The organism is Vibrio sp. K4, assembly GCF_051122595.1.
Classification (GTDB): domain Bacteria; phylum Pseudomonadota; class Gammaproteobacteria; order Enterobacterales; family Vibrionaceae; genus Vibrio; species Vibrio owensii.
Window position 1 is genome coordinate 481,452 of the sequence record NZ_CP178577.1, and the last position, 23,016, is coordinate 504,467.

17 protein-coding genes are annotated in these 23,016 nt (G+C 45.5%); 10 read left to right on the forward strand and 7 right to left on the reverse strand.

Translation table 11 applies throughout. The annotated features are described in order from the left end of the window. Nucleotides 1-334: 334 nt before the first annotated feature. Entirely contained in the window at nucleotides 335-601 is a 267-nt protein-coding gene (locus ACLIIY_RS02260) for a YqaE/Pmp3 family membrane protein (protein ID WP_005436586.1), read from the forward strand. 48 nt (nucleotides 602-649) lie between these two features. Further along, complete coding sequence (locus ACLIIY_RS02265; protein ID WP_418095389.1) at nucleotides 650-1,249, forward strand: hypothetical protein; 600 nt, start codon at nucleotides 650-652, stop codon at nucleotides 1,247-1,249. 66 nt (nucleotides 1,250-1,315) lie between these two features. Here ACLIIY_RS02265 and ACLIIY_RS02270 read toward each other — a convergent pair whose 3' ends face one another. Next, on the reverse strand, nucleotides 1,316-2,401 hold the full coding sequence (locus ACLIIY_RS02270; protein WP_038866003.1) for a glycerol dehydrogenase: 1,086 nt from the start codon (nucleotides 2,399-2,401) through the stop codon (nucleotides 1,316-1,318). 336 nt (nucleotides 2,402-2,737) lie between these two features. Here ACLIIY_RS02270 and dhaK point away from each other — a divergent pair, with 336 nt between their 5' ends. The 3 genes from dhaK to ptsP are packed head-to-tail and all read left to right on the forward strand — an operon-like array spanning nucleotide 2,738 to nucleotide 6,840. Next, nucleotides 2,738-3,796, forward strand: coding sequence for a dihydroxyacetone kinase subunit DhaK (gene dhaK, locus ACLIIY_RS02275; protein WP_038866005.1), 1,059 nt, complete (start codon nucleotides 2,738-2,740; stop codon nucleotides 3,794-3,796). Between the two features lie 15 nt (nucleotides 3,797-3,811). Continuing rightward, complete coding sequence (gene dhaL, locus ACLIIY_RS02280) at nucleotides 3,812-4,447, forward strand: dihydroxyacetone kinase subunit DhaL (RefSeq protein WP_434528063.1); 636 nt, start codon at nucleotides 3,812-3,814, stop codon at nucleotides 4,445-4,447. 2 nt (nucleotides 4,448-4,449) lie between these two features. Beyond that, the gene (gene ptsP / locus ACLIIY_RS02285; RefSeq protein ID WP_434528064.1) at nucleotides 4,450-6,840 is read left to right on the forward strand and encodes a phosphoenolpyruvate--protein phosphotransferase; all 2,391 of its coding nucleotides are present in this window, start codon (nucleotides 4,450-4,452) and stop codon (nucleotides 6,838-6,840) included. Between the two features lie 167 nt (nucleotides 6,841-7,007). Here the strand turns inward: ptsP and dhaR are convergent, their stop codons facing one another. Next, the gene (gene dhaR / locus ACLIIY_RS02290) at nucleotides 7,008-8,939 is read right to left on the reverse strand and encodes a dihydroxyacetone kinase operon transcriptional regulator DhaR (protein ID WP_180824674.1); all 1,932 of its coding nucleotides are present in this window, start codon (nucleotides 8,937-8,939) and stop codon (nucleotides 7,008-7,010) included. A 714-nt stretch (nucleotides 8,940-9,653) separates the two neighbouring features. Here dhaR and gcl point away from each other — a divergent pair. The 3 genes from gcl to glxR all read left to right on the forward strand — a co-directional run bounded on the left by gcl (nucleotide 9,654) and on the right by glxR (nucleotide 13,168). Continuing rightward, the gene (gcl, locus tag ACLIIY_RS02295) at nucleotides 9,654-11,396 is read left to right on the forward strand and encodes a glyoxylate carboligase (RefSeq protein WP_038894196.1); all 1,743 of its coding nucleotides are present in this window, start codon (nucleotides 9,654-9,656) and stop codon (nucleotides 11,394-11,396) included. Nucleotides 11,397-11,464: 68 nt separating this feature from the next. Further along, complete coding sequence (gene hyi, locus ACLIIY_RS02300; protein ID WP_434528065.1) at nucleotides 11,465-12,247, forward strand: hydroxypyruvate isomerase; 783 nt, start codon at nucleotides 11,465-11,467, stop codon at nucleotides 12,245-12,247. A gap of 33 nt (nucleotides 12,248-12,280) precedes the next feature. After that, nucleotides 12,281-13,168 carry a 2-hydroxy-3-oxopropionate reductase gene (glxR, locus tag ACLIIY_RS02305; protein WP_038866018.1) on the forward strand — a complete coding sequence of 296 codons (888 nt, stop codon included), beginning with the start codon at nucleotides 12,281-12,283 and terminating at the stop codon, nucleotides 13,166-13,168. Nucleotides 13,169-13,339: 171 nt separating this feature from the next. Here the strand turns inward: glxR and glpD are convergent, their stop codons facing one another. From glpD to ACLIIY_RS02325, 4 genes are all read right to left on the reverse strand, one after another. Continuing rightward, nucleotides 13,340-14,899 (reverse strand): glycerol-3-phosphate dehydrogenase, encoded by a 1,560-nt coding sequence (glpD, locus tag ACLIIY_RS02310; RefSeq protein ID WP_434528066.1) that lies wholly within the window; start codon nucleotides 14,897-14,899, stop codon nucleotides 13,340-13,342. A 180-nt stretch (nucleotides 14,900-15,079) separates the two neighbouring features. Further along, nucleotides 15,080-15,871 carry a DeoR/GlpR family transcriptional regulator gene (locus tag ACLIIY_RS02315; protein ID WP_038866023.1) on the reverse strand — a complete coding sequence of 264 codons (792 nt, stop codon included), beginning with the start codon at nucleotides 15,869-15,871 and terminating at the stop codon, nucleotides 15,080-15,082. Between the two features lie 202 nt (nucleotides 15,872-16,073). Further along, nucleotides 16,074-17,591 (reverse strand): glycerol kinase GlpK, encoded by a 1,518-nt coding sequence (gene glpK / locus ACLIIY_RS02320; RefSeq protein ID WP_038894192.1) that lies wholly within the window; start codon nucleotides 17,589-17,591, stop codon nucleotides 16,074-16,076. 57 nt (nucleotides 17,592-17,648) lie between these two features. Then, the gene (locus ACLIIY_RS02325; RefSeq protein WP_434528067.1) at nucleotides 17,649-18,503 is read right to left on the reverse strand and encodes an MIP/aquaporin family protein; all 855 of its coding nucleotides are present in this window, start codon (nucleotides 18,501-18,503) and stop codon (nucleotides 17,649-17,651) included. 610 nt (nucleotides 18,504-19,113) lie between these two features. Between ACLIIY_RS02325 and glpT the strand changes: the two genes are divergently transcribed. Further along, on the forward strand, nucleotides 19,114-20,481 hold the full coding sequence (gene glpT, locus ACLIIY_RS02330) for a glycerol-3-phosphate transporter (RefSeq protein ID WP_009707471.1): 1,368 nt from the start codon (nucleotides 19,114-19,116) through the stop codon (nucleotides 20,479-20,481). Between the two features lie 53 nt (nucleotides 20,482-20,534). Further along, nucleotides 20,535-21,590: a glycerophosphodiester phosphodiesterase gene (gene glpQ, locus ACLIIY_RS02335; protein WP_434528068.1), complete on the forward strand. Its 1,056-nt coding sequence runs from the start codon at nucleotides 20,535-20,537 to the stop codon at nucleotides 21,588-21,590. Between the two features lie 140 nt (nucleotides 21,591-21,730). Here glpQ and dapD read toward each other — a convergent pair whose 3' ends face one another. Continuing rightward, nucleotides 21,731-22,762: a 2,3,4,5-tetrahydropyridine-2,6-dicarboxylate N-succinyltransferase gene (gene dapD / locus ACLIIY_RS02340; RefSeq protein ID WP_041058868.1), complete on the reverse strand. Its 1,032-nt coding sequence runs from the start codon at nucleotides 22,760-22,762 to the stop codon at nucleotides 21,731-21,733. Nucleotides 22,763-23,016 lie beyond the last annotated feature (254 nt).

The window sequence follows — 23,016 nt, forward strand, 5'->3', positions numbered from 1 at the left end:
TTTCTCACTTTCTAAGATTCGCTGTGTATGCATCCCCGTTGTTCTTGATTTATAGATGCTAAATATTCATCCCTCTGACACGGTTACTATATAGCGGTATTGTAAATTGGTGCCCTTTGCTAATGCCATTGTGGAGAAGATTGTGTTCCAGTGGCTTAGTTTACCCTTTCAGCTTGCCGCTTAAGTCTTGCTTCACATGTCGGTTCGTAGCTCCAAATTCTTAGGCGGCTTTTTCTTTTGAACAAAGCGATCTCGACGGCAATCCATTTGTTGATAAGCCGAGCATCAGTGCGCAATACGATCATGAATAATAAAAGACTTAATAGGACATGACATGAGACTAGTACTTGCCATTCTAATTCCTTGGCTTCAATTTTTTACTATTGGCCGTTATTGGGCGGGCGTGATCTGTTTGCTATTGCAGATTACTTTAATCGGTTGGTTGCCTGCGGCCATTTGGTCTGTCTATGCATTGGTTAATTACGAAACGGATAAGAAAATCGAGAAATTGGCTGCAGAGAAAGATGGCCCTGAGACGTTCTCAAACTATGCTCGAAAAGCACCAGCATCGTCTGATCAAGATGGTGGTGGAGACGAGTAAGTGTTTTCGTCGAATATAAGCAAGCCTTACTTCTCTTGGTGCTTACTTTTGAGTTGTTTTGGGTTTGCTTCTGGTGCACAGGCAGAGCTCACGATTCAAGAAGCAGTCGATTTATGGATATTAGATGGGGCAGAGTTTCGTCAGATGGTGAAGTGCTCTCCGCAAGCGCAGTTGAATAATGGTGTGCAGCAAATCTATTACGATTCGTCATCTTGTGTATTGAGTGAACTGGCGACTTACGCTTTGGCTAAAGAGTGTTTTGGTGATGCGAAGGCTCAGCGCGTCAATATTCTGGATGCCGCAGACAAATCGAAAGTGATGTCTTTTGATATCAATGCAGCCAGCTGTTCATTGTTGGAGAAAAAAGCGGGTCAAAGGAAATCAAAACCAGCGCCTCCGCCAAAGCCATCTCGACCATCAACATCAAACTCTAAAGCTTATGTTGTTCAGCTCTACTCTGGTGTTAAGCCACCGAACAAGGTATTTGCTCAGTGCGCGACTGTGCCTTTATACGAGCACCACATTCATGGTTCGTACTATTTGTTTAGTGATGTTTATTTCCATTATTCAGAAGCCAAACAATTGATGGATCACTTGCGGTACGAATGCCCTGATTTATCGATGTGGATTCGTCCGATAAAGCGCTGAAACTTCCCACGAAAAAAGGCAAGCTTTCGCTTGCCTTGTTCGTAACTCAGTAACTAAGTGTGGAGTTTATTTCTGACCTAGTTGGTGAGCAGTCAGAATCGCTGAGAATACGTTATCTGCGGTTACTGGGAATGGCATGTTGTGAATTGTTTCGCCTTCCGCTGTCGCACCTTTCGCTACTTCGTATAGTTTCTCGTGGTTCAGTTCTTTCACGCCCATTTCGAATAGGTTAGTCGGTAGACCAACTGAGCGGCAGAAATTGATAACAGTATTGATTTCTTCCATCGCTGCGTTTTCTAGCACAAGCTGAACAAGTGTACCGAATGCCACTTTTTCGCCGTGGTAAAGATGGTGGCATTCTTCCAGTTTAGTTAGACCATTGTGGATAGCGTGAGCGCCAGCGAGGCCGCTACTTTCGAAACCGATACCACTTAGGTAAGTGTTTGCTTCGATGATGTTTTCTACCGCTTTTGTGCTAACACCATTCTCTACTGCTACTTTTGCTTTCAGACCGTCTTCAAGCAGTGTTTCGTAACATAGTTTAGCCAGAGCTTGAGCTGAGCGAGTTGGTGCGCCGCCAGCCATTGTCGCTTTACCTGAAGTCATGTTTGCACGAGCTTCAAAGTAAGTTGATAGTGCATCACCCATACCAGCAACAAGCAAGCGCACTGGTGCTTTAGCAATCACTGCCGTGTCCATGATTACCATATCTGGGTTTTGAGGGAACAGTAGGTATTCTGCGAACTCACCTTCCGGAGTGTAGATAACCGCTAATGCTGATGTTGGAGCGTCAGTTGATGCGATTGTAGGTACCACAACAACAGGAATTTTAGTGTAGTAAGCAACAGACTTGGCAGTGTCTAGTGTTTTACCACCACCAATACCGATGATGACGTCGTTCTTTTGAGTTGAACAGATGTCAGTTAGGCGGTCGATCTCTACACGAGAACATTCGCCGTTAAAGATGTCCATTGCGATAGGCATGTCTTCTTTTGAGAAGCTTTCTTTTACTGTCTCGCCAACCAAGCCAGTCACAAACTCATCAGCGATAGCGAGTGGGTTTTCACCTAGTGTTTTCACGTAGCTCGCGATTGAGCCCAAAACGTTTTCACCTTGAACATATTTGCTTGGGCTAATGATGATTTTATCCATGATATTCAGACCTTTTGTAATGTGGTTATGTTTTGTTTCAACGTTGGAGCTATCGTAGGTACACAAAGCAAAAAGAAGAAGAAAATCGCCTGCTTGATAAGCAAATGTATGATGATGGTGTCAAAGCCGTCGTTTGCTATTTCCCTTCCCAAGACAGTTTTTGGCACCGATCACTCTAGTGTATGAGAGGGAGGAATTTGTTCCGATATGAAACAAAAGCGCTATACGAAATGTTCCAACCTGGAACGGATATTTTTTTGATTGAGCGTACTTTTTCTCCACTTAAGATGGCCTCAACCCTACGAAACGAAATTCGAATTAAAAGAGAACGGAAATATGAAAAAGCTAATCAATAGTGTTGAAGACGTTGTTAAACAGCAAATGGAAGGTCTGGCATATTCTCGTCCAGAGCTGAAGGTGAACTACGAACCTCGCTACATGTGGCATGAAGAAACCCCAGGGCAAGTAGCATTGGTATCTGGTGGTGGTTGTGGTCACGAACCTCTACATGCAGGTTTTATCGGTAAAGGGATGCTTACTGGTGCTTGCCCAGGTGAAGTGTTCACCTCTCCAACTCCTGATCAAATGTACGAATGTGGTAACCAAGTCAACACGGGTGAAGGCGTTCTATTCTTTATCAAAAACTACACTGGCGACGTACTGAACTTTGAAACAGCAGTTGAGCTTCTTCACGCGGATGGCATTAAAGTTGGTTCGGTTCTTATCGATGATGACGTCGCGGTAAAAGACAGCCTATACACAGCAGGCCGCCGTGGTGTTGCAGGTACGGTTCTTGTTGAGAAAATCGTTGGTGCAGCAGCAGACAGAGGCTACACGCTTGAGCAATGTGAAGAATTGGCTCGCCGTGTAAACAACAACTGCCGCTCGTTTGGCGTTGCGTTGAATGCATGTGTAGTACCTGCTGCGGGTAAACCATCTTTCATTTTAGAAGATGACGAAGTGGAATTCGGTGTAGGTATCCATGGTGAACCTGGCATCGAACGTGTGAAGTACACAACGGCAGATGAGCTAGTGGACAAAATGTTCCTTGAGCTAAAAGAGAACGTTACTTACAGCCGTACACTGCGTATTTGGAACCGTGAAGAAGGCCAATGGGACGAAGTAGAGTCAAGCATTGAAGTGTTCAACGCTGATCAAGATTACATCGCTATCGTTAACGGGTTAGGCGGGACTCCAGAATCTGAACTTTACGGTGTTTACCGTCGTCTGGCACAAAACTGTGAGCAAGAAGGCTTCCGTGTCGTTCGCAACATGGTTGGCAACTACTGTACATCTTTGGACATGGAAGGTGTTTCAATCACCTTACTACAAGCAGACAAAGAAATGATCGAACTGTTCGATGCGCCAGTCGATACAGCTGCAATTAAATGGTAAGGCGAGGGTGGACATATGCAAATCGAAAAGAACCAAATCATCAATTGGCTTGAGTTGTGTGCTCAGTCTTATGCTGAAAACCAAGATTTCCTGACGGATCTTGACCGTGATATCGGTGATGCAGACCACGGCTTGAACATGAACCGTGGCTTCAAAAAAGTGGCAGAGACATTACCAAGCGTAGAGAAGCAAAACATTGCGACTATCTTGAAAAACACGGGTATGACGTTGCTTTCTAGTGTTGGTGGTGCAAGTGGCCCGCTTTACGGCACCTTGTTTATTCGTACGGCTGCTTCTGTAGGAACACGTGAACAACTGTCGTTCGAAGAATTGATCGATGCTCTAAAGAGTGGTGTAGATGGTGTTATCTCCCGCGGTAAAGCTGAACAAGGCGATAAGACTATGTGTGATGTCTGGTTGCCAGTACTGAATACAACGAAGTCACAGCTTGAAAGTGGTATTAGCCCAGATCATCTATTGGATGAAATGGTCGATCTTGCTGAAAAAAGCGCTGTTTCGACAATTGAGATGCAAGCGAAGAAAGGCCGTGCAAGCTACCTAGGTGAGCGCAGTGTGGGTCATCAAGATCCAGGTGCGACGTCTTCTCTTCTGATGATTAAAGCATTGCGTCAGGCGGTTACAGGAGACTAAGCATGGTCGGGATTGTAGTTGTATCTCACAGCCGACGTCTCGCAGAAGGGGTGGCCGAATTGGCCACCCAAATGACGCAAGGCAAGGTTAACTTAGCGATCGCCGCAGGTGTGGATGATCCAGAAAACCCAATCGGTACAGACGCTATCGCAGTTATGGGGGCGATAGAAGAAGTTTGTGACGAGCAGGGCGTTGTGGTGCTGATGGACTTAGGCAGTGCATTACTAAGTACTGAAATGGCACTGGAATTACTCGATGACGAGACGCGTGAAAAAGTGGCTCTGGTTGCGGCTCCTATCGTGGAAGGCACGATGGCAGCATCCGTTGCAGCGGCTGCAGGCTTGCCGATTGAAACCGTTGTAGCAGAAGCGCGCAGTGCATTAGATGTAAAACGTGAACACTTAGGTGAAGAGCTTGAGCAAACCAATCAAGTCGAGGTCATAGCAGAGGCGACAGGTGATGAGCTTCAATTCCAATGGACAGTAAAGAACCCACACGGTATTCATGCTCGTCCTGCGGCGGCGATTGTTGGTCAACTAGCTGCATTTAGTTGTGATATGTGGCTGCAAAAAGGTGAGCAACGAGTTAGTGCTAAGAGCCTAAATAACATTGCTAAGCTGGGTGTTCGCCTTGAAGACTGCATCATTTTTTCCGCTTGTGGTAACGATGCTCAAGCCGCTATTGATGCCTTTACGCTACTTGCGCATCAACACTTTGGTGAAGCCGATATTGTGAATGGTGCTGTTTCTGCAGAGCCAGAAGAAGCTATCATTATCGACCAAGAGATTACTGGAGCGATTGTTGGTTTAAGCGTGAATGGCGGTATCGTAACGGCACCTGCAATCTTATTTGCTCATGAGATGCCAGCCGTACCAGATCGTCCTTTTGAGTCGTTCGCATCAGAAATCAGTCGTCTTCAAACTGCCGTCGACGCTGTGAAGCAACACTTAGCGGTACAAGCGAAACAACCTCATGGAGATATTTTCCAAGCTCACTTGATGATGTTATCCGATCCAGAGTTGTGGCAAGCCACTGTTACGCGCATTGAATCCGGATTTATTGCTGAAGAGGCGTGGATGAACACCATTAACGCTTTGGCTGAAGACTACCGTAATGCCGACAGTGAATATATGCGTGAGCGCGAAGCGGATGTTTACGATATTGGTCGTCAGGTCATGATTAGTGTGACTGGCGCGAAACAAACCGCGATGCAAATCAATGAGCCGAGCATTCTGCTCGCTCGCGACTTAATGCCTTCGGATGTCGCAGGTTTGGATAAGTCTAAAGTGATGGCTATTTGCTTGAGTGAAGGTGGTAAAACGTCTCACAGTGCAATCCTAGCAAGAGCGATGGGCATTCCTGCGATTGTTAAAGCACAGGGGTGTTTAGACCAAGTAAAAGTCGGTCAAACTATCACTGTAGATGGATTTAGCGGCTTACTGTGGTTAGAACCATCAGAAGATGTTCAAGCAGAATTAGCTCAAAGACGTACCGAGTGGTTAGATGCTCAACAAGCGGCATTAAACAGTGCTCAAGAAAAAGCCATTACAGCTGATGGTACGGCTGTGCAGGTGATTGCGAACATTGGTGGCCCAGAAGATGTCGAATCAGCACTTCGAAATGGCGCGGAAGGCGTTGGTTTGTTCCGTACAGAGTTTTTATTCCAAACCAGCGATGAATTGCCGACGGAAGATGAGCAGTATGAGGTTTACCGTGATATTGCGGCAGCATTTGGCGACAAACCATTAACGATTCGCAGTTTGGATGTCGGTGGTGATAAACCACTTGCGGCTTACCCAATGCCCGAGGAAGAAAACCCATTCTTGGGACTACGCGGTGTACGTCTGTGTCTAGCTCACGAAGAGTTATTTACTACTCAAATCCGAGCGGTCTTACGAGCTCATCAAGAGCAAAGCAATATCCAGTTAATGATCCCTATGATCGCGATGGTGGAAGAAGTTCGTCGTGTCAAAGCGCTAGTTGAGCGTGAAGCGAAGAGCTTAGGTATCGACAACCTCACGTTACCTATCGGCATTATGATTGAGGTACCTGCCGCAGTCTTCAATGCAGATGCATTGGCGAAAGAAGTCGATTTCTTCTCAATAGGAACTAACGATCTAACGCAATACGTGATGGCTGCCGATCGTGGGAACACGGCCGTTGCTGAGCTAGTGAACTACTTCGAACCTGCAGTCATTAAAGCGATTGAGTTAACTTGTTCAGCAGGTAATAAAGCTGGTATCTCTGTGAGTATGTGCGGAGAAATGGCGGGCGATACTAAAGCAACAGAGCTGCTGCTCAAGCTCGGCTTGAGAAAGTTCAGCGCCAGTGCAAGTTTGCTACCTGCTTTGAAAGAGCAAGTTCGCAAGATTGATCTCGCCATCAAAGCCTAATTCACCCTTTCCCCCAAAAAGGCAGTTGGCAATCCAAAGCCCTCTGAGTAGCGATGCTCAAAGGGCTTTTCTTGTTTGAGGTCGATTCAATCAGTCAATGGTCTCGGTAAAAGAGCAAATAAAAAACAGCCCTAAAGGACTGTTTTGAATAAGGGAAATTCGAGTGTTTATGTCAGTTCAATCTGGTCGGCTAAACCAAACTTATTGATTTTACGCCATAGGGTGGTGCGGCCTATTTTAAGGGCTTTAGCCATTTCCTTCATCTTTCCATCATAAATGTTCCATGCCTGAATGATGGCTTTCTTCTCAACCTCTTCCAGTGACAAGATTGGTTGGTTTTCTGGGTCATTGCCAGCGTTTAGGTTGAGTTTGATCTCCTCAGGGATGTCGTCGAGTTTAATTAGGTTTGAACTTCGGTTGAGAAGAACGCGTTCCATGCGGTTTCGTAGCTCCGAATTGTTCCCTTGCCAGTTGAAGTTCATTAAAGCATCCATCACCACCTTTTCTACTGAAATGGCGACATTGTGGCGTTTCTCATAGTTGTTGATGATTTTCTGGATCATATATTCGATGTCCTCTTTGCGTTTGCGAAGAGGTGGGATGTGTAACTCATTCGAAGAAATTTCGTAGTACAACTGACGTCCAAAGGAGCGTTGTGCAACATACTCACTGATGTCTGAGGAGGTACTGGTGATCAGTTGAAATTTCACTGGAATCAAACGTTGGCTATCACTTCTACTGACTAAGCCTGTCTTCAGCAACTTTAAGATTACGGCTTGTAAGTCTGGGCAAAGATATTCAATTTTTTCTAGATAGAGGGTGCCGTTATGTGCCAACTCAAACTTAGAAGGCATGCCTTTTCCCTCATCGTAGCCAAGAGTTTCACGAATCATTTGCTCGCTGTTCACTGAGCGGCAGTTTAGGGTGATAAACGGGCCTTCTTTGTACTCACTCTCATTGTGAATCGCCATCGCAAGGTCAGTTTTACCGACGCCTTCTTCACCTGTGATTAGAATAGGTGCTTTGGATTTTGTTGCGCGTTTCGCAACAGTAATGATGTGTTTCATCTTGCGCGATACGGCTGGCAATGTATCAAAAGTGTAGCGAGCACTTCCGCCGATTTGTTGTTGAGCCAGTTCGCGAATTTTATCAATAGGGTGGATGAACAAAAGGTTGGAGCCATCACTTAACGGACGTAATGTCACAATTGCTTCAATAAACTCACCGTTTACTTCGATCGTAGTCTGCTTACGACGAATAATGTTATGCGCTTCAATATTAGACAAAATATTGGGTGGAAAACGCATAATTGAGAACACGTCTTTCTCTATCAATTTGAGGCTATTGACGTTCAGTAAGCGCTCAGCTTGACCATTTACCATGGTAATGCGGTTTTCATCGTTCCATGCGAGGATTCCATCATCCATACACTCTAACGTTGCGTTGTGCGCACAGCTTAAGCGGTTCATGGTTTCTTGCTCGCATTGAATATGAATCTGTAATCCTACCTCTTTGGCACATGAGGTTATGATCACCAGGTTTTCTTTACTATATTCCTCCGCTCTTTTAACCAAGCACACTGTTCCGCGTAGTCGACCAAAAGTATCAAAGATAGGTGCTGCAGAGGAAGCGTAGTTGTGTAGGTGGCGATTGAAGTGCTCAGCAGCAAAAACTTCGCAAGGCATGTGAGTATCAATACACAGACTTACCGCGTTGGTGCCTATTTTACCTTCTGAGAAAAAACAACCCATCTTGATGCCGAGTTCATTCATTTCTCTCAGCATGTCATCATGCCCAACACTGTAGAGCACACATCCGTTATCATCAGTTATGAACAACATGATTTGTTCTTCTCTAAGTAAATCGTAGGTATCTTCGATAACAGTAGTGGCGCAGCTGATGATGCGTTCGTTGCGCTTCATTAAAGACGACAGGGTATACCCCGACGCAATATGAGGTTTGGACCAGTTATATGGGCTGCATTGTTTTGTGCAGCGCTCCCATGACTCAAGCACAGGGGAAAGTGAAAACTCAGGTGAAACCCAATGGTGCTTTTGGAAGAATTCCCACTTTTTCTTATTGTCTTCTATCGACAGCATATTTGCTCCAGACGGAGAGGTCAGTTTCAGTTATTGGATGTAGGAAAGTCACTTTGGGAAGGGGAACGGCGGTGCTCTTCCTGTGAGACTTATCAGTAATATGGTGCACAATGATATATTGCGTATAAACGTTAGAGTGTGATGACATTCACGGCGATTTTTTCACCGATTCAATATGAAACACTCCTATGACTTAGGTCAGTTTCTTATTAGATAAGGGCTTGAGAAAAGCGACTTACATCTCACACAAACTGTCTAAATTGTAAGAATTATTAACGGTTAGATTTTGTAAAATACATCAATGATTTGCCTGCTGAATATTTCCGATGGGTCAAACTTACCCAGCCTAAATTGATGCCTATAAATAGAGGGGATTTCCCTCTTCTTCCGTGTTTATCTTGGCCCTATAAATAAGTTATCTCTTTGATATGTGCTTGGCGATTTTTTCACCGCTTGTGAACGTGTCTTTTTGACTCCACATAGACTTCTTATCTTCACAGCTATCATTTGATGGTTTAAATCGCGTCTCTTTCAAAAAAAGGTAGATTTTTAATTATTTGCGTTTCATTTCGGAACGAAATTGTTTGATTGATAGGTTTCATTTTGAAGCATTTTTGATTCTTTGCTGGGCTGTTTTTTTTGCCAAATAATCTCCCCCAACAACACATGATTCTGTTCGTCACCGATAAGGTGCGATGTTTTTGGAGAAGTACTATGGCTAAGATGAGAGCGATCGAAGCGGCTGTTTTGATCATGAAAAAAGAAGGGGTTAAGGTCGCATTCGGTGTTCCTGGCGCAGCTATCAACCCTCTATATGCGGCATTGAAAAAACTGGGTGGCATCGAGCATGTACTGGCTCGTCACGTAGAAGGCGCGTCGCATATGGCTGAAGGTTACACTCGTGCTAAAGATGGCAACATCGGCGTGTGTATCGGTACATCTGGCCCTGCTGGTACAGATATGATCACCGGTCTGTATTCTGCGTCAGCAGATTCAACGCCGATTCTTACCATTACTGGTCAGGTACCAACAGCGAAGCTTCATAAAGAAGACTTCCAAGGAGTCGATATTGAAGCGATTGCGAAGCCTGTGACTAAAATGTCGGTGACTATTCGCGAAGCTGGCCAAGTTCCTGGTACTTTCCAAAAAGCATTTTACGAAATGCGTTCGGGCCGTCCTGGCCCTGTCCATATTGACTTACCAATGGACGTTCAAATGGCGGAGATCGAGTTCGATATCGATTTGTATGAGCCATTAGAGCCACACAAACCAAAAGCAAGTCGAGCTCAAGCAGAGCGCGCACTGCAAATGCTGAATGCAGCGGACAAACCTATTTTGGTTGCTGGTGGCGGCATCATTAACGCTGGTGCGTCGGCACTACTACAGCAGTTTGCTGAAATTACAGGTGTTCCAGTTATCCAAACACTGCGTGGTTGGGGGGCAATCTCTGACGATCATGAACTGATGATTGGTCGTATGGGGTGTCAAGCAGGCCATCGTTACGGTAACGCTTCTTACCTAGAGTCTGACTTTGTATTTGGTATTGGTAACCGTTGGGCGAACCGCCACACAGGTGCAATTGAAACTTACACTAAAGGTCGTCAATTTATTCACGTAGATATCGAACCAACACAAATTGGTCGTATCTTTGGCCCAGATCTTGGTATTGTCTCTGATGCAGGTGAGGCGCTTAAAGTGTTTGTAGAAGTTGCTCAAGAGATGCAAGCACGTGGCGAACTAAAAGATCGTTCAGCATGGCTAGGTGAGTGTCAGGAACGTAAACGCACTATGTTGCGTCGTACCGATTTCGACAATAACCCAATTAAACCTCAACGTGTCTACCAAGAAATGAATGAGGTATTTGGCCCAGAAACGCGTTATGTCGCAACCATTGGTAACGCGCAAATCGCAGCGAACCAGTTCTTACATGTCCATCGTCCTCGTCATTGGATTAACTCATGCCAAGCAGGCCCTTTAGGTTGGACAATGCCTGCTGCACTTGGTGTGGCGAAGGCCGATCCTACAACACCGGTTGTTGGTGTTTCTGGTGACTACGATTTCCAATTCTTGATGGAAGAGTTGGCGGTAGGTGCACAATTCAAACTGCCTTACATTCACGTACTAATCAACAACGCTTACCTAGGCTTAATCCGCCAATCTCAACGTGCTTTCGAGATTGACCACTGTGTGCAACTGGATTTTGAAAACATTAATGCTCCAGAAGTAAATGGCTACGGCGTTGACCATGTGTCAGTAGTAGAAGGTCTTGGCTGTAAAGCGATTCGTGTGTTCAACCCAGAAGATATTCAACCAGCACTGCGCAAAGCTCAAGCGTGGCTCAAAGAGTTCCAAGTTCCAGTTGTTGTGGAAGTGATTACGGAGCGCGTGACCAATATCGCAATGGGGCCAGACATCGACAAAGTGGTCGAGTTCGAAGAAACCATCGATTTGGATTAATAGCTAACTCACTCTCCTCCACGCCTTTGAGTGGGGGAGGGCATCAACAAATATTCTTGGAGTGACTTATGCCTAAACTAGCTGCCAACCTTTCTATGTTGTTCACGGAATACGATTTTATGGACCGTTTTGAAGCGGCATCCAAAGCGGGTTTCCGTGGTGTTGAATATCTCTTCCCATACGATTATGACGCTCAAGAAATTGCGGCTGAGTTGTACCAGTTTGGTTTAACTCAAGTGTTATTCAATCTACCTGCTGGTGATTGGGCCAAAGGGGAGCGCGGTATTGCTTGCCACCCTGACCGTGTAGAAGAATTCCGTAAAGGTGTGGATAAAGCAATTCGTTATGCTAAAGCATTGAATTGCCAACAAGTGAATTGTCTTGTAGGGATTAAACCTTCGCATGTTTCTGAAGAAGAAGCATTTCAGACTGTGGTTGAGAATTTGAAGTTTGCGTCTGAAAAGCTCAAAGCGGAAGGCATTAGTTTGATTATGGAAGCCATTAATACACAAGACATGCCGGGCTTCTTTATAAACAGCACAGAAAAAGCACTGCGCGTTGTGGCGGAAGTGGGTGAAGCTAACTTAGGTTACCAATACGACATTTACCACATGCAAATTATGGAAGGCAATCTGGCTCGTACACTGAAAGATAACCAGTCAACTATTGCGCATATTCAGCTTGCGGATAACCCAGGGCGTCATGAACCTGGGACTGGTGAAATCAATTATCCATTCCTACTTAAGCACATTGACGATATTGGCTATCAAGGCTGGATTGGCTGCGAATATGTGCCAGCAACAACAACAGAAGCGAGCCTAGGCTGGCTAAAAGAATACAACCTAATTTAATAGCGTAAAGAATTGAGAATCGGAGATAGAAAAATGGCGAATATCGGTTTTATCGGTACAGGTATCATGGGCAAACCAATGGCGAAGAATCTGCAAAATGCAGGTCATACCTTGTACTTCTCTGAGCACTTTGAAGCAGCTCCGTCAGATCTATTGGGTGACAATGGTTTTGCAGCGCCAACCCCGGCTGCAGTCGCTGAAGCGTGTGAGTTCATTATCGTGATGGTGCCAGATACACCACAAGTTAACGACGTACTATTTAGTGAAATTGGTATTGCTCATGGCCTTGCGAAAGACAAAGTTGTGATCGACATGAGTTCAATTTCACCTATCGCGACGAAAGAGTTCGCTAAAAAAGTAGAAGAACTAGGCGCATTTTATCTCGATGCACCAGTATCTGGCGGCGAAGTCGGTGCGATTAACGGCACGCTATCAATCATGGTTGGTGGCCGTGATGAGATTTTTGAACGCGCGAAACCTTTGTTCGAGATCATGGGGCAAAACATCACATTAGTTGGTGGAAACGGTGATGGTCAAACCTGTAAAGTCGCGAACCAAATCATTGTCGCTTTGAACATTGAAGCGGTTTCAGAAGCGCTTGTTTTTGCTTCTAAAGCGGGTGCAAATCCGGCGAAAATTCGTCAGGCTTTAATGGGCGGTTTCGCATCCTCTAAAATTCTTGAAGTGCACGGCGAACGCATGATTAACGGTACGTTCGATCCTGGTTTCCGTATATCACTTCACCAAAAGGATTTAAACCTTGCGTTGGAAGGTGCACGAGCACTGAATATCAATCTACCAAACACTGCAACAGCGCAGGAGCTATTCAATACTTGCGCATCGTTAGACGGTTCAAACTGGGATCACTCTGCGATGATCAAAGCGTTGGAGCACATGGCGAATCATTCTATTCGTGACTGATTTTGAGTTGGCCCTCTGGTCGGTAAGTCAGCTCATTAGTCGGGGCGCCCGCCCCGACTATTTTTATCTGTGATAGTTACTATCCAAACTCTTGAAATCTTGCACTAATTAAAATCCCCCAACAGTTTCCTGATGGGGGATTTTCATGCCTTTAGTGATGGTTACAAGTTGCTAGCTAACTTGCGAAAGGTTCACGACTTTCTGTTGCAACTTTTCTTTTAAGTAATCGGTGAGTGCTTGCTGTTCTTCTTGGTTCATGTAAAGACCAAGCTTAGTACGACGCCACAGAATGTCTTCCTCATTTATCGCCATTTCGTGATTCATCAAGTAATCAATTTCGCGTTGATATACGCCACTTGCTTGCTCTGAGAAGCAGTGACCAAGATCTTCTACGCTGTTAGTACCTTCCATCAGATCCCAAGTTTGTGTACCAAACTGAGTCACGTAGCGCAGCAACATCGCTTCTGATGCCCATGAGTACTTCGCATGAATCATCTTCGCAAGTTGCTCACGGCTGCAACTGAAGTTACCGCCAGGAAGGGTTTGGTTTGCCGTCCAGTCTTTACCCATTTCAGGTAGGAACGGGGCAAGTTTCTTCATTGCTGCTTCACCAAGCTTACGGTAAGTCGTGAGCTTGCCACCGAACACTGAAAGTAAAGGTGCGTGGTCGTATTCAGCGTCCAGTTCTAGTGTGTAGTCACGTGTGATCGCTTGCGGTGAGTCAGACTCATCATCACACAACGGACGTACACCACTGTATGTCCATACCACGTCTTCGCGGCTTAGCTGGTGGACAAAGTGTTGGTTAACGATATCGATCAAGTAATCGACTTCATCTTCAGAAATCGCGACTTCACGCGGATCGCCTTTGTATTCCACATCTGTTGTACCAATGATCGAGAACTTATCTAGGTAAGGGATCATAAATACGATGCGGTTATCTTTGTTTTGTAGGATGTAGGCTTGCGGCTCGTTGTGGATACGAGGAACAACGATGTGCGAGCCTTTGATCAAACGAATGTTGCGAGGGGAGGTTTGTTCTAATCCTTCATCAAAGAACTGTTTCACCCATGGACCAGCAGCGTTAACCAGAGCTTTCGCTTTGCGTTCGAAACGTTGGTCTGTGGTGACGTCATGAATGGTGACATGCCAAATGCCGCCTTCACGGTGTGCTTTTTCTACGCGGCAGTAGTTGCGAACTTCTGCGTTATTCTCTTTAGCCGCTAGAACGTTCAACAACACCAAGCGTGCGTCATCTACCCAACAATCTGAGTATTCGAAACCGGTTTTCATTTCAGGTTTTAATAGACCTGATTTTGCGAGGTTGACGGTTTTGCTGCCAGGAAGAGTGGTTCGTTTACCCAAGTTATCGTAAAGGAACAAGCCACAGCGGATCATCCAAGCTGGGCGTAAAAATGGACGATGAGGTAAACGGAAGCGCATTGGCAGAGCCACATGAGGCGCTTTGCGTAAGATCACTTCACGCTCAGCGAGCGCTTCCGAAACCAAACGAAACTCATAGTGTTCAAGGTAACGTAATCCACCATGGATAAGTTTAGAACTAGCAGAAGAAGTAGCAGATGCGAAGTCGTTAGCTTCGTACAAACCGACGCTTAAACCACGGCCGGCAGCATCTGCTGCAATGCCAGCCCCGTTAATGCCGCCACCAATCACGATCATGTCTAGAGTAGGGAGTGGATTAGTTTTGGAAGCATTTTGTTGGATACTCATAAATTTGACCTCTCGATGAGCGAACGAGCATTTTAGAACATGAAATAATCGTAGCTTAGGTTTCGTTTATGATCACCTATTATTTTCGTTTGTGAGCGTTTTGTGTGATTTGGGCATAAAAAAACCTCTATGTAATTAAGATAGAGGTCATTTGTTACGAAGAAATTTGACAGTGTGTTGCTATTCGGTTTCGTTTCTTTCGATCATCGTATCAACCACTTCAAGCGGGATCGCGGCTTCTTTCAATATCGACAGGATTTCTTCTGGTGGCAGCTTGTTGGTAAACACCATATTTAATTGCGAAATATTACCAAGTTTCACCATTGCATTTCGGCCAAACTTAGTATGGTCGACGGCGAGAAACACACTTCGGCTATTGTCGATGATAGCTTGCTTAACGCGAACTTCGTGGTAGTCGAAATCTAACAGTGAGCCATCAAAATCGATACCACTGATACCGAGAATGCCAAAGTCGAGACGAAATTGTTTCACAAAGTCCAAAGTTGCTTCGCCCACAATACCACCGTCACGGTTGCGGACTTCACCACCAGCTAAAATCACTTTGATTTCTGGATTAGGTAAGAGAATAGTTGCAACATTGATGTTGTTGGTCACCACGCGTAATTGCTTATGGCTTTTGTTTAATGCTCGGGCAACAGCTTCAGGAGTGGTACCAATATCAATGAACAAGGTCGCACCATCAGGAATGTGTTTTACCACTTCTTCGGCAATCACGTCTTTCTCATTGAAGTTAAGCGCTTTACGCGTGTTATATGACGTATTCTCTGAACTAAGCGGAATCGTTGCGCCACCATGATATCGGCGTATTTTGTTTTCATCTGCTAGGTCGTTGAGATCGCGACGAATAGTTTGAGGGCTTACATTGAATTTCTCGACCAGCTCATCCGTGCTGACATAGCCTTGTTTCTTCACCAACTCGACGATCTGTTGGTGCCTTGGTATTTGCTTCACTTAGCACTCCCATGTGCACTGGTAATAGCCAATGCTTCAAAATCGAAAATATAAACTCACTCTATTGTGCTCGAATTAGCGCGAACTGAGAAGTAAAGGGAGTAAGGATTACGCGATCAGGCGCAAAAAAAGAGCGCTGAATTCGCGCTCTTTATTATTAGGGGGAGTCGTTCGTCAAGAAACGTCAAACGATAGTAGAAAATTAGTCTTCTTCGTCGTGAAGCTCCGACCAGGTTTGTGCACACTTAACAGCACGCTTCCAGCCTTTGTAACGGCGATTGCGCTTTTCTTCGTCGTGATGTGGTTCGAAAGTGCGATCAAGCACTGCTTTGTCTTGCAACTCGTCAATACTTTCCCAAAAACCAACGGCTAAGCCCGCTAGATAAGCAGCACCCAACGCCGTTACTTCAGTCACTTGTGGGCGGTGCACTTCGGTATCAAGCACGTCAGATTGGAACTGCATTAGGAAGTTATTTGCGACTGCGCCGCCATCTACCCGAAGGTTCGCGAGCTTGATACCAGAGTCAGCTTGCATTGCATCTAGAACGTCACGAGTTTGGTAAGCGATACCTTCTAACGTTGCGCGGATAATATGGTTTGCATTCACGCCACGAGTTAGACCGACAATTGTACCGCGAGCGTAAGCATCCCAATATGGTGCGCCCAGGCCCGTAAATGCCGGCACGACATAGACACCATTTGAAGAATCAACTTTAGTTGCAAAATACTCTGAATCTTCAGCGCCAGCCAAGATCTTCATTTCATCACGTAGCCATTGAATTGATGCGCCGCCCATAAATACTGCACCTTCTAGCGCATATGCCGGTTCACCTTTAGGGCCACACGCAAGAGTAGTCAGTAGGCCGTTCTTTGAGGTGACTTTCTCTTCACCCGTGTTCATCAGCAAGAAACAACCCGTGCCGTAGGTGTTTTTCGCTTGACCTGCTTCTACACACATTTGTCCGTAAAGTGCTGCTTGTTGATCACCAGCAATACCTGCAATTGGGATACGAGTGCCGCCTTTACCACCAATGTTGGTTTGACCGTAAATTTCTGATGAGCGTTTGACTTCTGGCATCATCGAAGCTGGGATGCCCATCTCATCCAGCATTTTCTGATCCCAGCATAGGTCATTGATGTTGAAAAGCATGGTACGAGATGCGTTAGTGTAATCCGTTACGTGGACGCGACCTTGAGTCATCTTCCAAACCAGCCAAGTATCAACGGTACCGAACAGTAGTTTGCCTGCTTCAGCCTCTTCGCGCGCACCTTCAACGTTATCTAGAATCCACTTCACTTTTGTACCAGAGAAATAAGGGTCTAGAACCAAGCCAGTGTTGTCGCGAACGTAATCTTCTAGTCCGCGCGCTTTTAATTCTTCACAAATATCGGCAGTACGGCGACATTGCCACACGATTGCGTTGTAAACCGGTTTGCCAGTCTCTTTGTTCCATACAATCGTAGTTTCACGTTGGTTAGTAATACCAATAGCTGCTAGTTCGTCACTTCGGATACCAGACTTTGCTAGCGCTTCAACCAAAGTTGAACTTTGTGTTGCCCAGATTTCCATTGGGTCATGCTCAACCCATCCTGCCTCTGGGTAAATCTGAGTGAATTCTCGTTGAGCGACACTCACAATATTCGCATCATGGTCGAGGATTACAGCGCGAGAGCTTGTCGTACCTTGGTCGAGGGCAACGATGTATTTTTGCTCAGTCATGGTAAGAGTCCTTTTATTTCGTTATTAGATTTGTACGAGTTGTTTGTTTTTCTGGAGTTAAGCACGAGCCTGTTCTGCTTCTTCTTCGGTTTCGCATTGGTTAGGAATGGTGCATCCATGGCCTTGAGATGGTAGGTGAACAGCAATGGCTTTTGGGTATAACCAAGCTCCGAAACATGCACCTGCAATTGGAGCGAGCATAGGGACGATAAAGTAAGGAATATCGCGAGCACCGCTCAAGGCGTAATCCCAACCTGCGAAGTAGGCGAACAGTTTAGGCCCGAAGTCACGTGCAGGGTTCATTGCAAACCCCGTCAGTGGACCAAGAGATCCACCAATAACGGCAATGAGAATACCGATCAGTAGAGGGTTCATTGCGCCGCGAGGTGCGCCGTTGTTCTCATCACCAAGGGCTAAGATAGCGAACATTAGCACTGCAGTAATCACGAATTCCACAGCAAAAGCGCCAAAGAAAGAGAGAGAAGCATGTGGGTAAGTCGAGAAAATGCCCGCCGTCGCTAATGCGTCCTGGCTGCTACGAACGAAGTTGTGTGCGATTTCGTAATCAGTAAATAGATTACTGTACAAGCTGTAAACCAAAGCCGCAGAGCAAAACGCGCCGAGCATTTGAGCAATGATGTAAGGCACAACTTTCGCCTTATCAAATCCATGAAACATAGCAAGTGCAATGGTGACGGCTGGATTGATGTGTGCACCGGATACGCCCGCAGTACAATAAATTGCGATGGCAACGCCGAAGCCCCAGACAATACTAATTTCCCATTGTCCGAATGTTGCTCCTGTTAGCACGAGTGCTGCAACACAGCCCACACCAAAGAAGATAAGCAGTCCTGTTCCGATGAACTCGGCTAAACATTCTCCGAGCAAAGAGGGGGATTTGTTTGCTGTCATGTTAATAATCCTTTAGTTACTTGTTTATCTAGCACGTGCAATTGTGCATACATGAGAGCATTCGAAAATAAACGCGCTGTAAAATTGAGCGTTTGAACATGAAATTGTTAATTTATACGCCTATTTTTGTTAAATGGCGCATATTTTGGAGCGAAAAAGAAACTAAACGTAGCGTGTTTTGTGTTCGTTTTGTTGCTTATTGGTTCTGGGAGTGGTTTTAGTTTTAATGCTGCTTAACTATCTAGAAAGGAAGCCTATATTGAATCGGGTCGTTAAGAAGGAAAACACAGTTATAAATCGCATATGTTTCGGTAAATTCCTATTTTTGTTTTGTTCTCTGCGCGTTTTAACTTCAATCTTTACAGGTGGTAGGCATTTATTTCTTATTAAGACAAAATCGAACAGTAACGAAATCTGGGGAAAGTGGAAGCATAGTCTAACTAAATATCTCTAATTTTCTGTATTTACTGAAATTTAATCCTTATGCAACATTTGTCACAGAAATAAAAATCGAATCTCATAGAATGCAACTACTTTCGAACGAAACTCCTTTTTGCTCGTTCGCGATTTAATACTCCCTACCATCGCTCACAATATTAATGAGGTTCCTATGTTTGGAATATTCAAACCCAAGGCGCACATCGATCGTTTATCGTCCGATAAGATCGATGGCACTTATTCCCGCTTACGTTGGCAACTCTTTATCGGCATCTTTGTTGGTTACGCTGGCTACTACCTGGTTCGTAAAAACTTTAGCTTGGCGATGCCTTATCTTATTGAACAAGGTTTTAGTCGTGGTGACTTAGGTGTTGCCTTAGCTGCGGTATCTATTGCTTACGGTTTGTCAAAATTCTTAATGGGCAGTGTTTCTGACCGCTCAAACCCTCGTTACTTTTTAAGTGGCGGTCTATTAATGTCTGCACTTGTGATGTTCTGCTTCGGCTTTATGCCTTGGGCTACGGGCAGCATTACCGCGATGTTTATTCTATTGTTCCTAAACGGTTGGTTCCAAGGTATGGGATGGCCTGCCTGTGGTCGAACCATGGTTCACTGGTGGTCGCGCAAAGAGCGTGGCGAGATCGTATCGGTTTGGAACGTGGCGCATAACGTAGGTGGTGGTTTGATTGGTCCACTATTTATTCTTGGTCTTTGGGCATTTAACGACGATTGGCGCACCGCTTTCTATGTTCCTGCATTTTTTGCCACGCTCGTTGCTGTCTTTATTTGGTTCACCGTAAGAGATACACCGCAGTCTTGTGGTCTTCCGCCAATTGAAGAGTACAAAGACGATTACCCTGACGATTACGACAAGTCACACGAAAAAGAAATGACGGCGAAGGAAATTTTCTTCAAGTATGTCTTTTCTAATAAGTTGTTGTGGTCAATCGCGATTGCGAACGCGTTTGTTTACCTGATCCGATACGGTGTGTTGGACTGGGCGCCAGTATACCTAAAAGAAGCGAAGGACTTCTCGGTTGATAAATCTTCTTGGGCTTACTTCCTATACGAGTGGGCGGGTATCCCAGGTACGCTATTGTGTGGTTGGATTTCAGACAAGCTGTTTAAAGGTCGTCGTGCTCCTGCCGGTATTCTATTTATGGCGTTAGTCACCGTCGCTGTGTTGGTTTACTGGTTCAACCCAGCAGGTAACCCTGCAGTCGATATGATGGCACTGGTTGCAATCGGCTTCTTGATTTACGGTCCGGTAATGTTGATTGGTTTGTATGCGCTAGAGCTTGCTCCTAAGAAAGCGGCGGGTACGGCTGCAGGTTTAACTGGCTTATTTGGTTACTTGGGCGGTGCGGTAGCGGCAAACGCGATTCTTGGCTACACGGTAGACCACTTCGGCTGGGATGGTGGCTTTATCATCCTAATCGGTTCATGTATCACCTCTATCGTTTGTCTAACTTACGCATTTCTTGGCGAGCGTGCTCACCATGAACAAAAAGCGCGTGAGAAAGAAGCATTGGCGTCATAAAACATTAAAGGGGCGGTGGAATACTGCCCCTTCAATAAGCTAAGGAAAGAACAATGAAAACAACGTCAGTTTGCATGACGGTTCTCGCTTTCAGCATCTCAGCTGGAGCAATTGCACAACCGCTTGTTATCGCGCACCGTGGCGCATCGGGTTATCTACCAGAACATACTTTAGAAGCAAAAGCGTTAGCGTACGCGATGAAACCAGACTACATCGAACAAGATGTGGTGATGACCAAAGACGATCAACTCGTTGTATTGCATGATCATTACCTCGATCGCGTGACCGATGTAGCTGAGCGATTCCCGGATCGTGCTCGTAAAGATGGTCGTTACTACGCGATTGATTTCACGTTGGCAGAAATCAAATCATTGCGAGTTACGGAAGGCTTTAACATCGACGAGAAAGGGAACAAGGTTGCTGGTTATCCGACACGATTCCCAATGTGGAAATCAGACTTCACCGTACCTACTTTTGCCGAAGAGATTGAACTGATCCAAGGCTTAAACAAAACACTGGGTTATGACATCGGTATTTACCCAGAAATCAAAGCGCCGTGGTTTCATCGTCATGAAGGCAAAGACATCTCAAAAGCGGTGCTTAACGTTTTAAAGCAGTACGGTTACGATTCGCAAGACGACAAAGTATACCTTCAGTGTTTTGATGCGAATGAGCTTCAGCGCATCAACAGTGAGCTCATGCCTACAATGGACATGGATTTAAAGCTCGTTCAGCTCATGGCTTACACCGACTGGAACGAGACCATGGAGTACAAAGGCGGCAAGGCAACACCATATAGTTATGACTGGATGTTTGAAGCCAATGGTATGAAGAAGGTTGCCCAGTACGCGGAAGGGATCGGTCCTTGGAAGCCAATGTTGGTGGATGACAAATCAACTAAGGATAACATCATCATCAAACCTTTGATGAAAGCAGCAAAAGACGCGGGCTTGCAAGTGCACCCTTATACTTTCCGAGCGGACCCTGGACGTATTCCTGCTTACACCGACAGCTTCGATGGCATGATGGACATCTTCTACAATCAGGTGAAAGTGGACGGTTTGTTTACTGACTTCCCTGATAAAGCGGTGAACTTTCTGAACAAGTAAAGTTCTAAAAACTGAGTGTTTGAAACGCTCAGTATTACGTCACACGCCATGTCGTAACAATGTGCCATCTATCAGGCAATAAAAAATCCCCCAACAGTTTCCTGCTGGGGGATTTTTCGTAGGGCTAATTCACGAATGAATTAGTTGTTTTTATGCAGTTCGCTGTTCAGTTCAACCGCGCTCTTGTTTGCAAGACACTCGATTTGACCTGTTACAGAGTTACGACGGAACAGTAGGTCAGACACACCAGCAAGATCGCGTGCTTTCACTACTTCTACTTCTTGGCCTGCAGAATCTAGCATGCGCACTTTAGAACCAGCAGTTACGTATAGACCTGATTCGATAGTACAACGGTCACCCATTGGGAAGCCAAGACCTGCGTTCGCGCCTAGTAGTGAGTTTTCACCGATAGAAACCACAACTTTACCGCCGCCAGATAGCGTACCCATGATAGATGCGCCGCCGCCGATATCAGAGCCGTTACCAACCACTACGCCAGCAGAGATACGACCTTCAACCATGCTCACGCCAGTTGTACCCGCGTTGAAGTTGATGAAGCCTTCGTGCATTACCGTTGTGCCTTCGCCAACGTGTGCGCCAAGACGTACGCGAGAAGTGTCAGCGATACGAACGCCAGTTGGTACCACGTAGTCCACCATTTTAGGGAACTTGTCTACGCAATCTACGCTTAGTGCACGACCCGCTAGGCGAGCTTCGATTTGACGCTCTGCTAGTTCAGGTAGGTCGATTGGACCTTCGTTAGTCCATGCGATGTTGTGTAGTAGACCGAAGATGCCGTCTAGTACCGTGCCGTGTGGTTGAACTAGGCGGTTAGAGATAAGTTGAAGCTTTAGGAAACCTTCAGCAACGCTTTGTGGCTGCTCGTCAGTTGCAAGAATAACCAGTACAAGTGGTTGTGCTGATTCTGCTGCTTTTGCTGCGAATGATGCGTTTGCAGCATCGCCGTTTGCTTCAAATGCTGCTGCCAGTTCTGCGCTTTGTGCTGCAGAGATCTCGATAGCTTGGTTGCCTTGCTCGTAACCTGCTACTGCTGCTAGTGCGTTAACAAGCGCTTCGCTTGGGTTAAGAATTGGGTTTGGGAAAAACGCTTCGATGATTTTGCCGTCGCGGTTTTTAGTTGCCGTACCAAAGGCTAGAGAGAAGAAAGCCATAGTTGATCTCCATGTGTTGAGTCTTGTGTCTCGTCTGTTCACTGACAAGAAATAATTAAGTTGTCAGTCATCATAAAGAGAGTATTGGGGAGTTTAAAGAGGGGAAATGGAGAAAGTCCGTAGATGGATACCTTTTGTCTTTTTAGAGATATGTTTGTCTGATGAGAAATGTGTCGCAAAAGCCTTATCAGACCGATTTTGGGCAGAGACACAGTGAAGTTGGAGAAGGGGCATCGCAAAAAATAAGGGGAGGA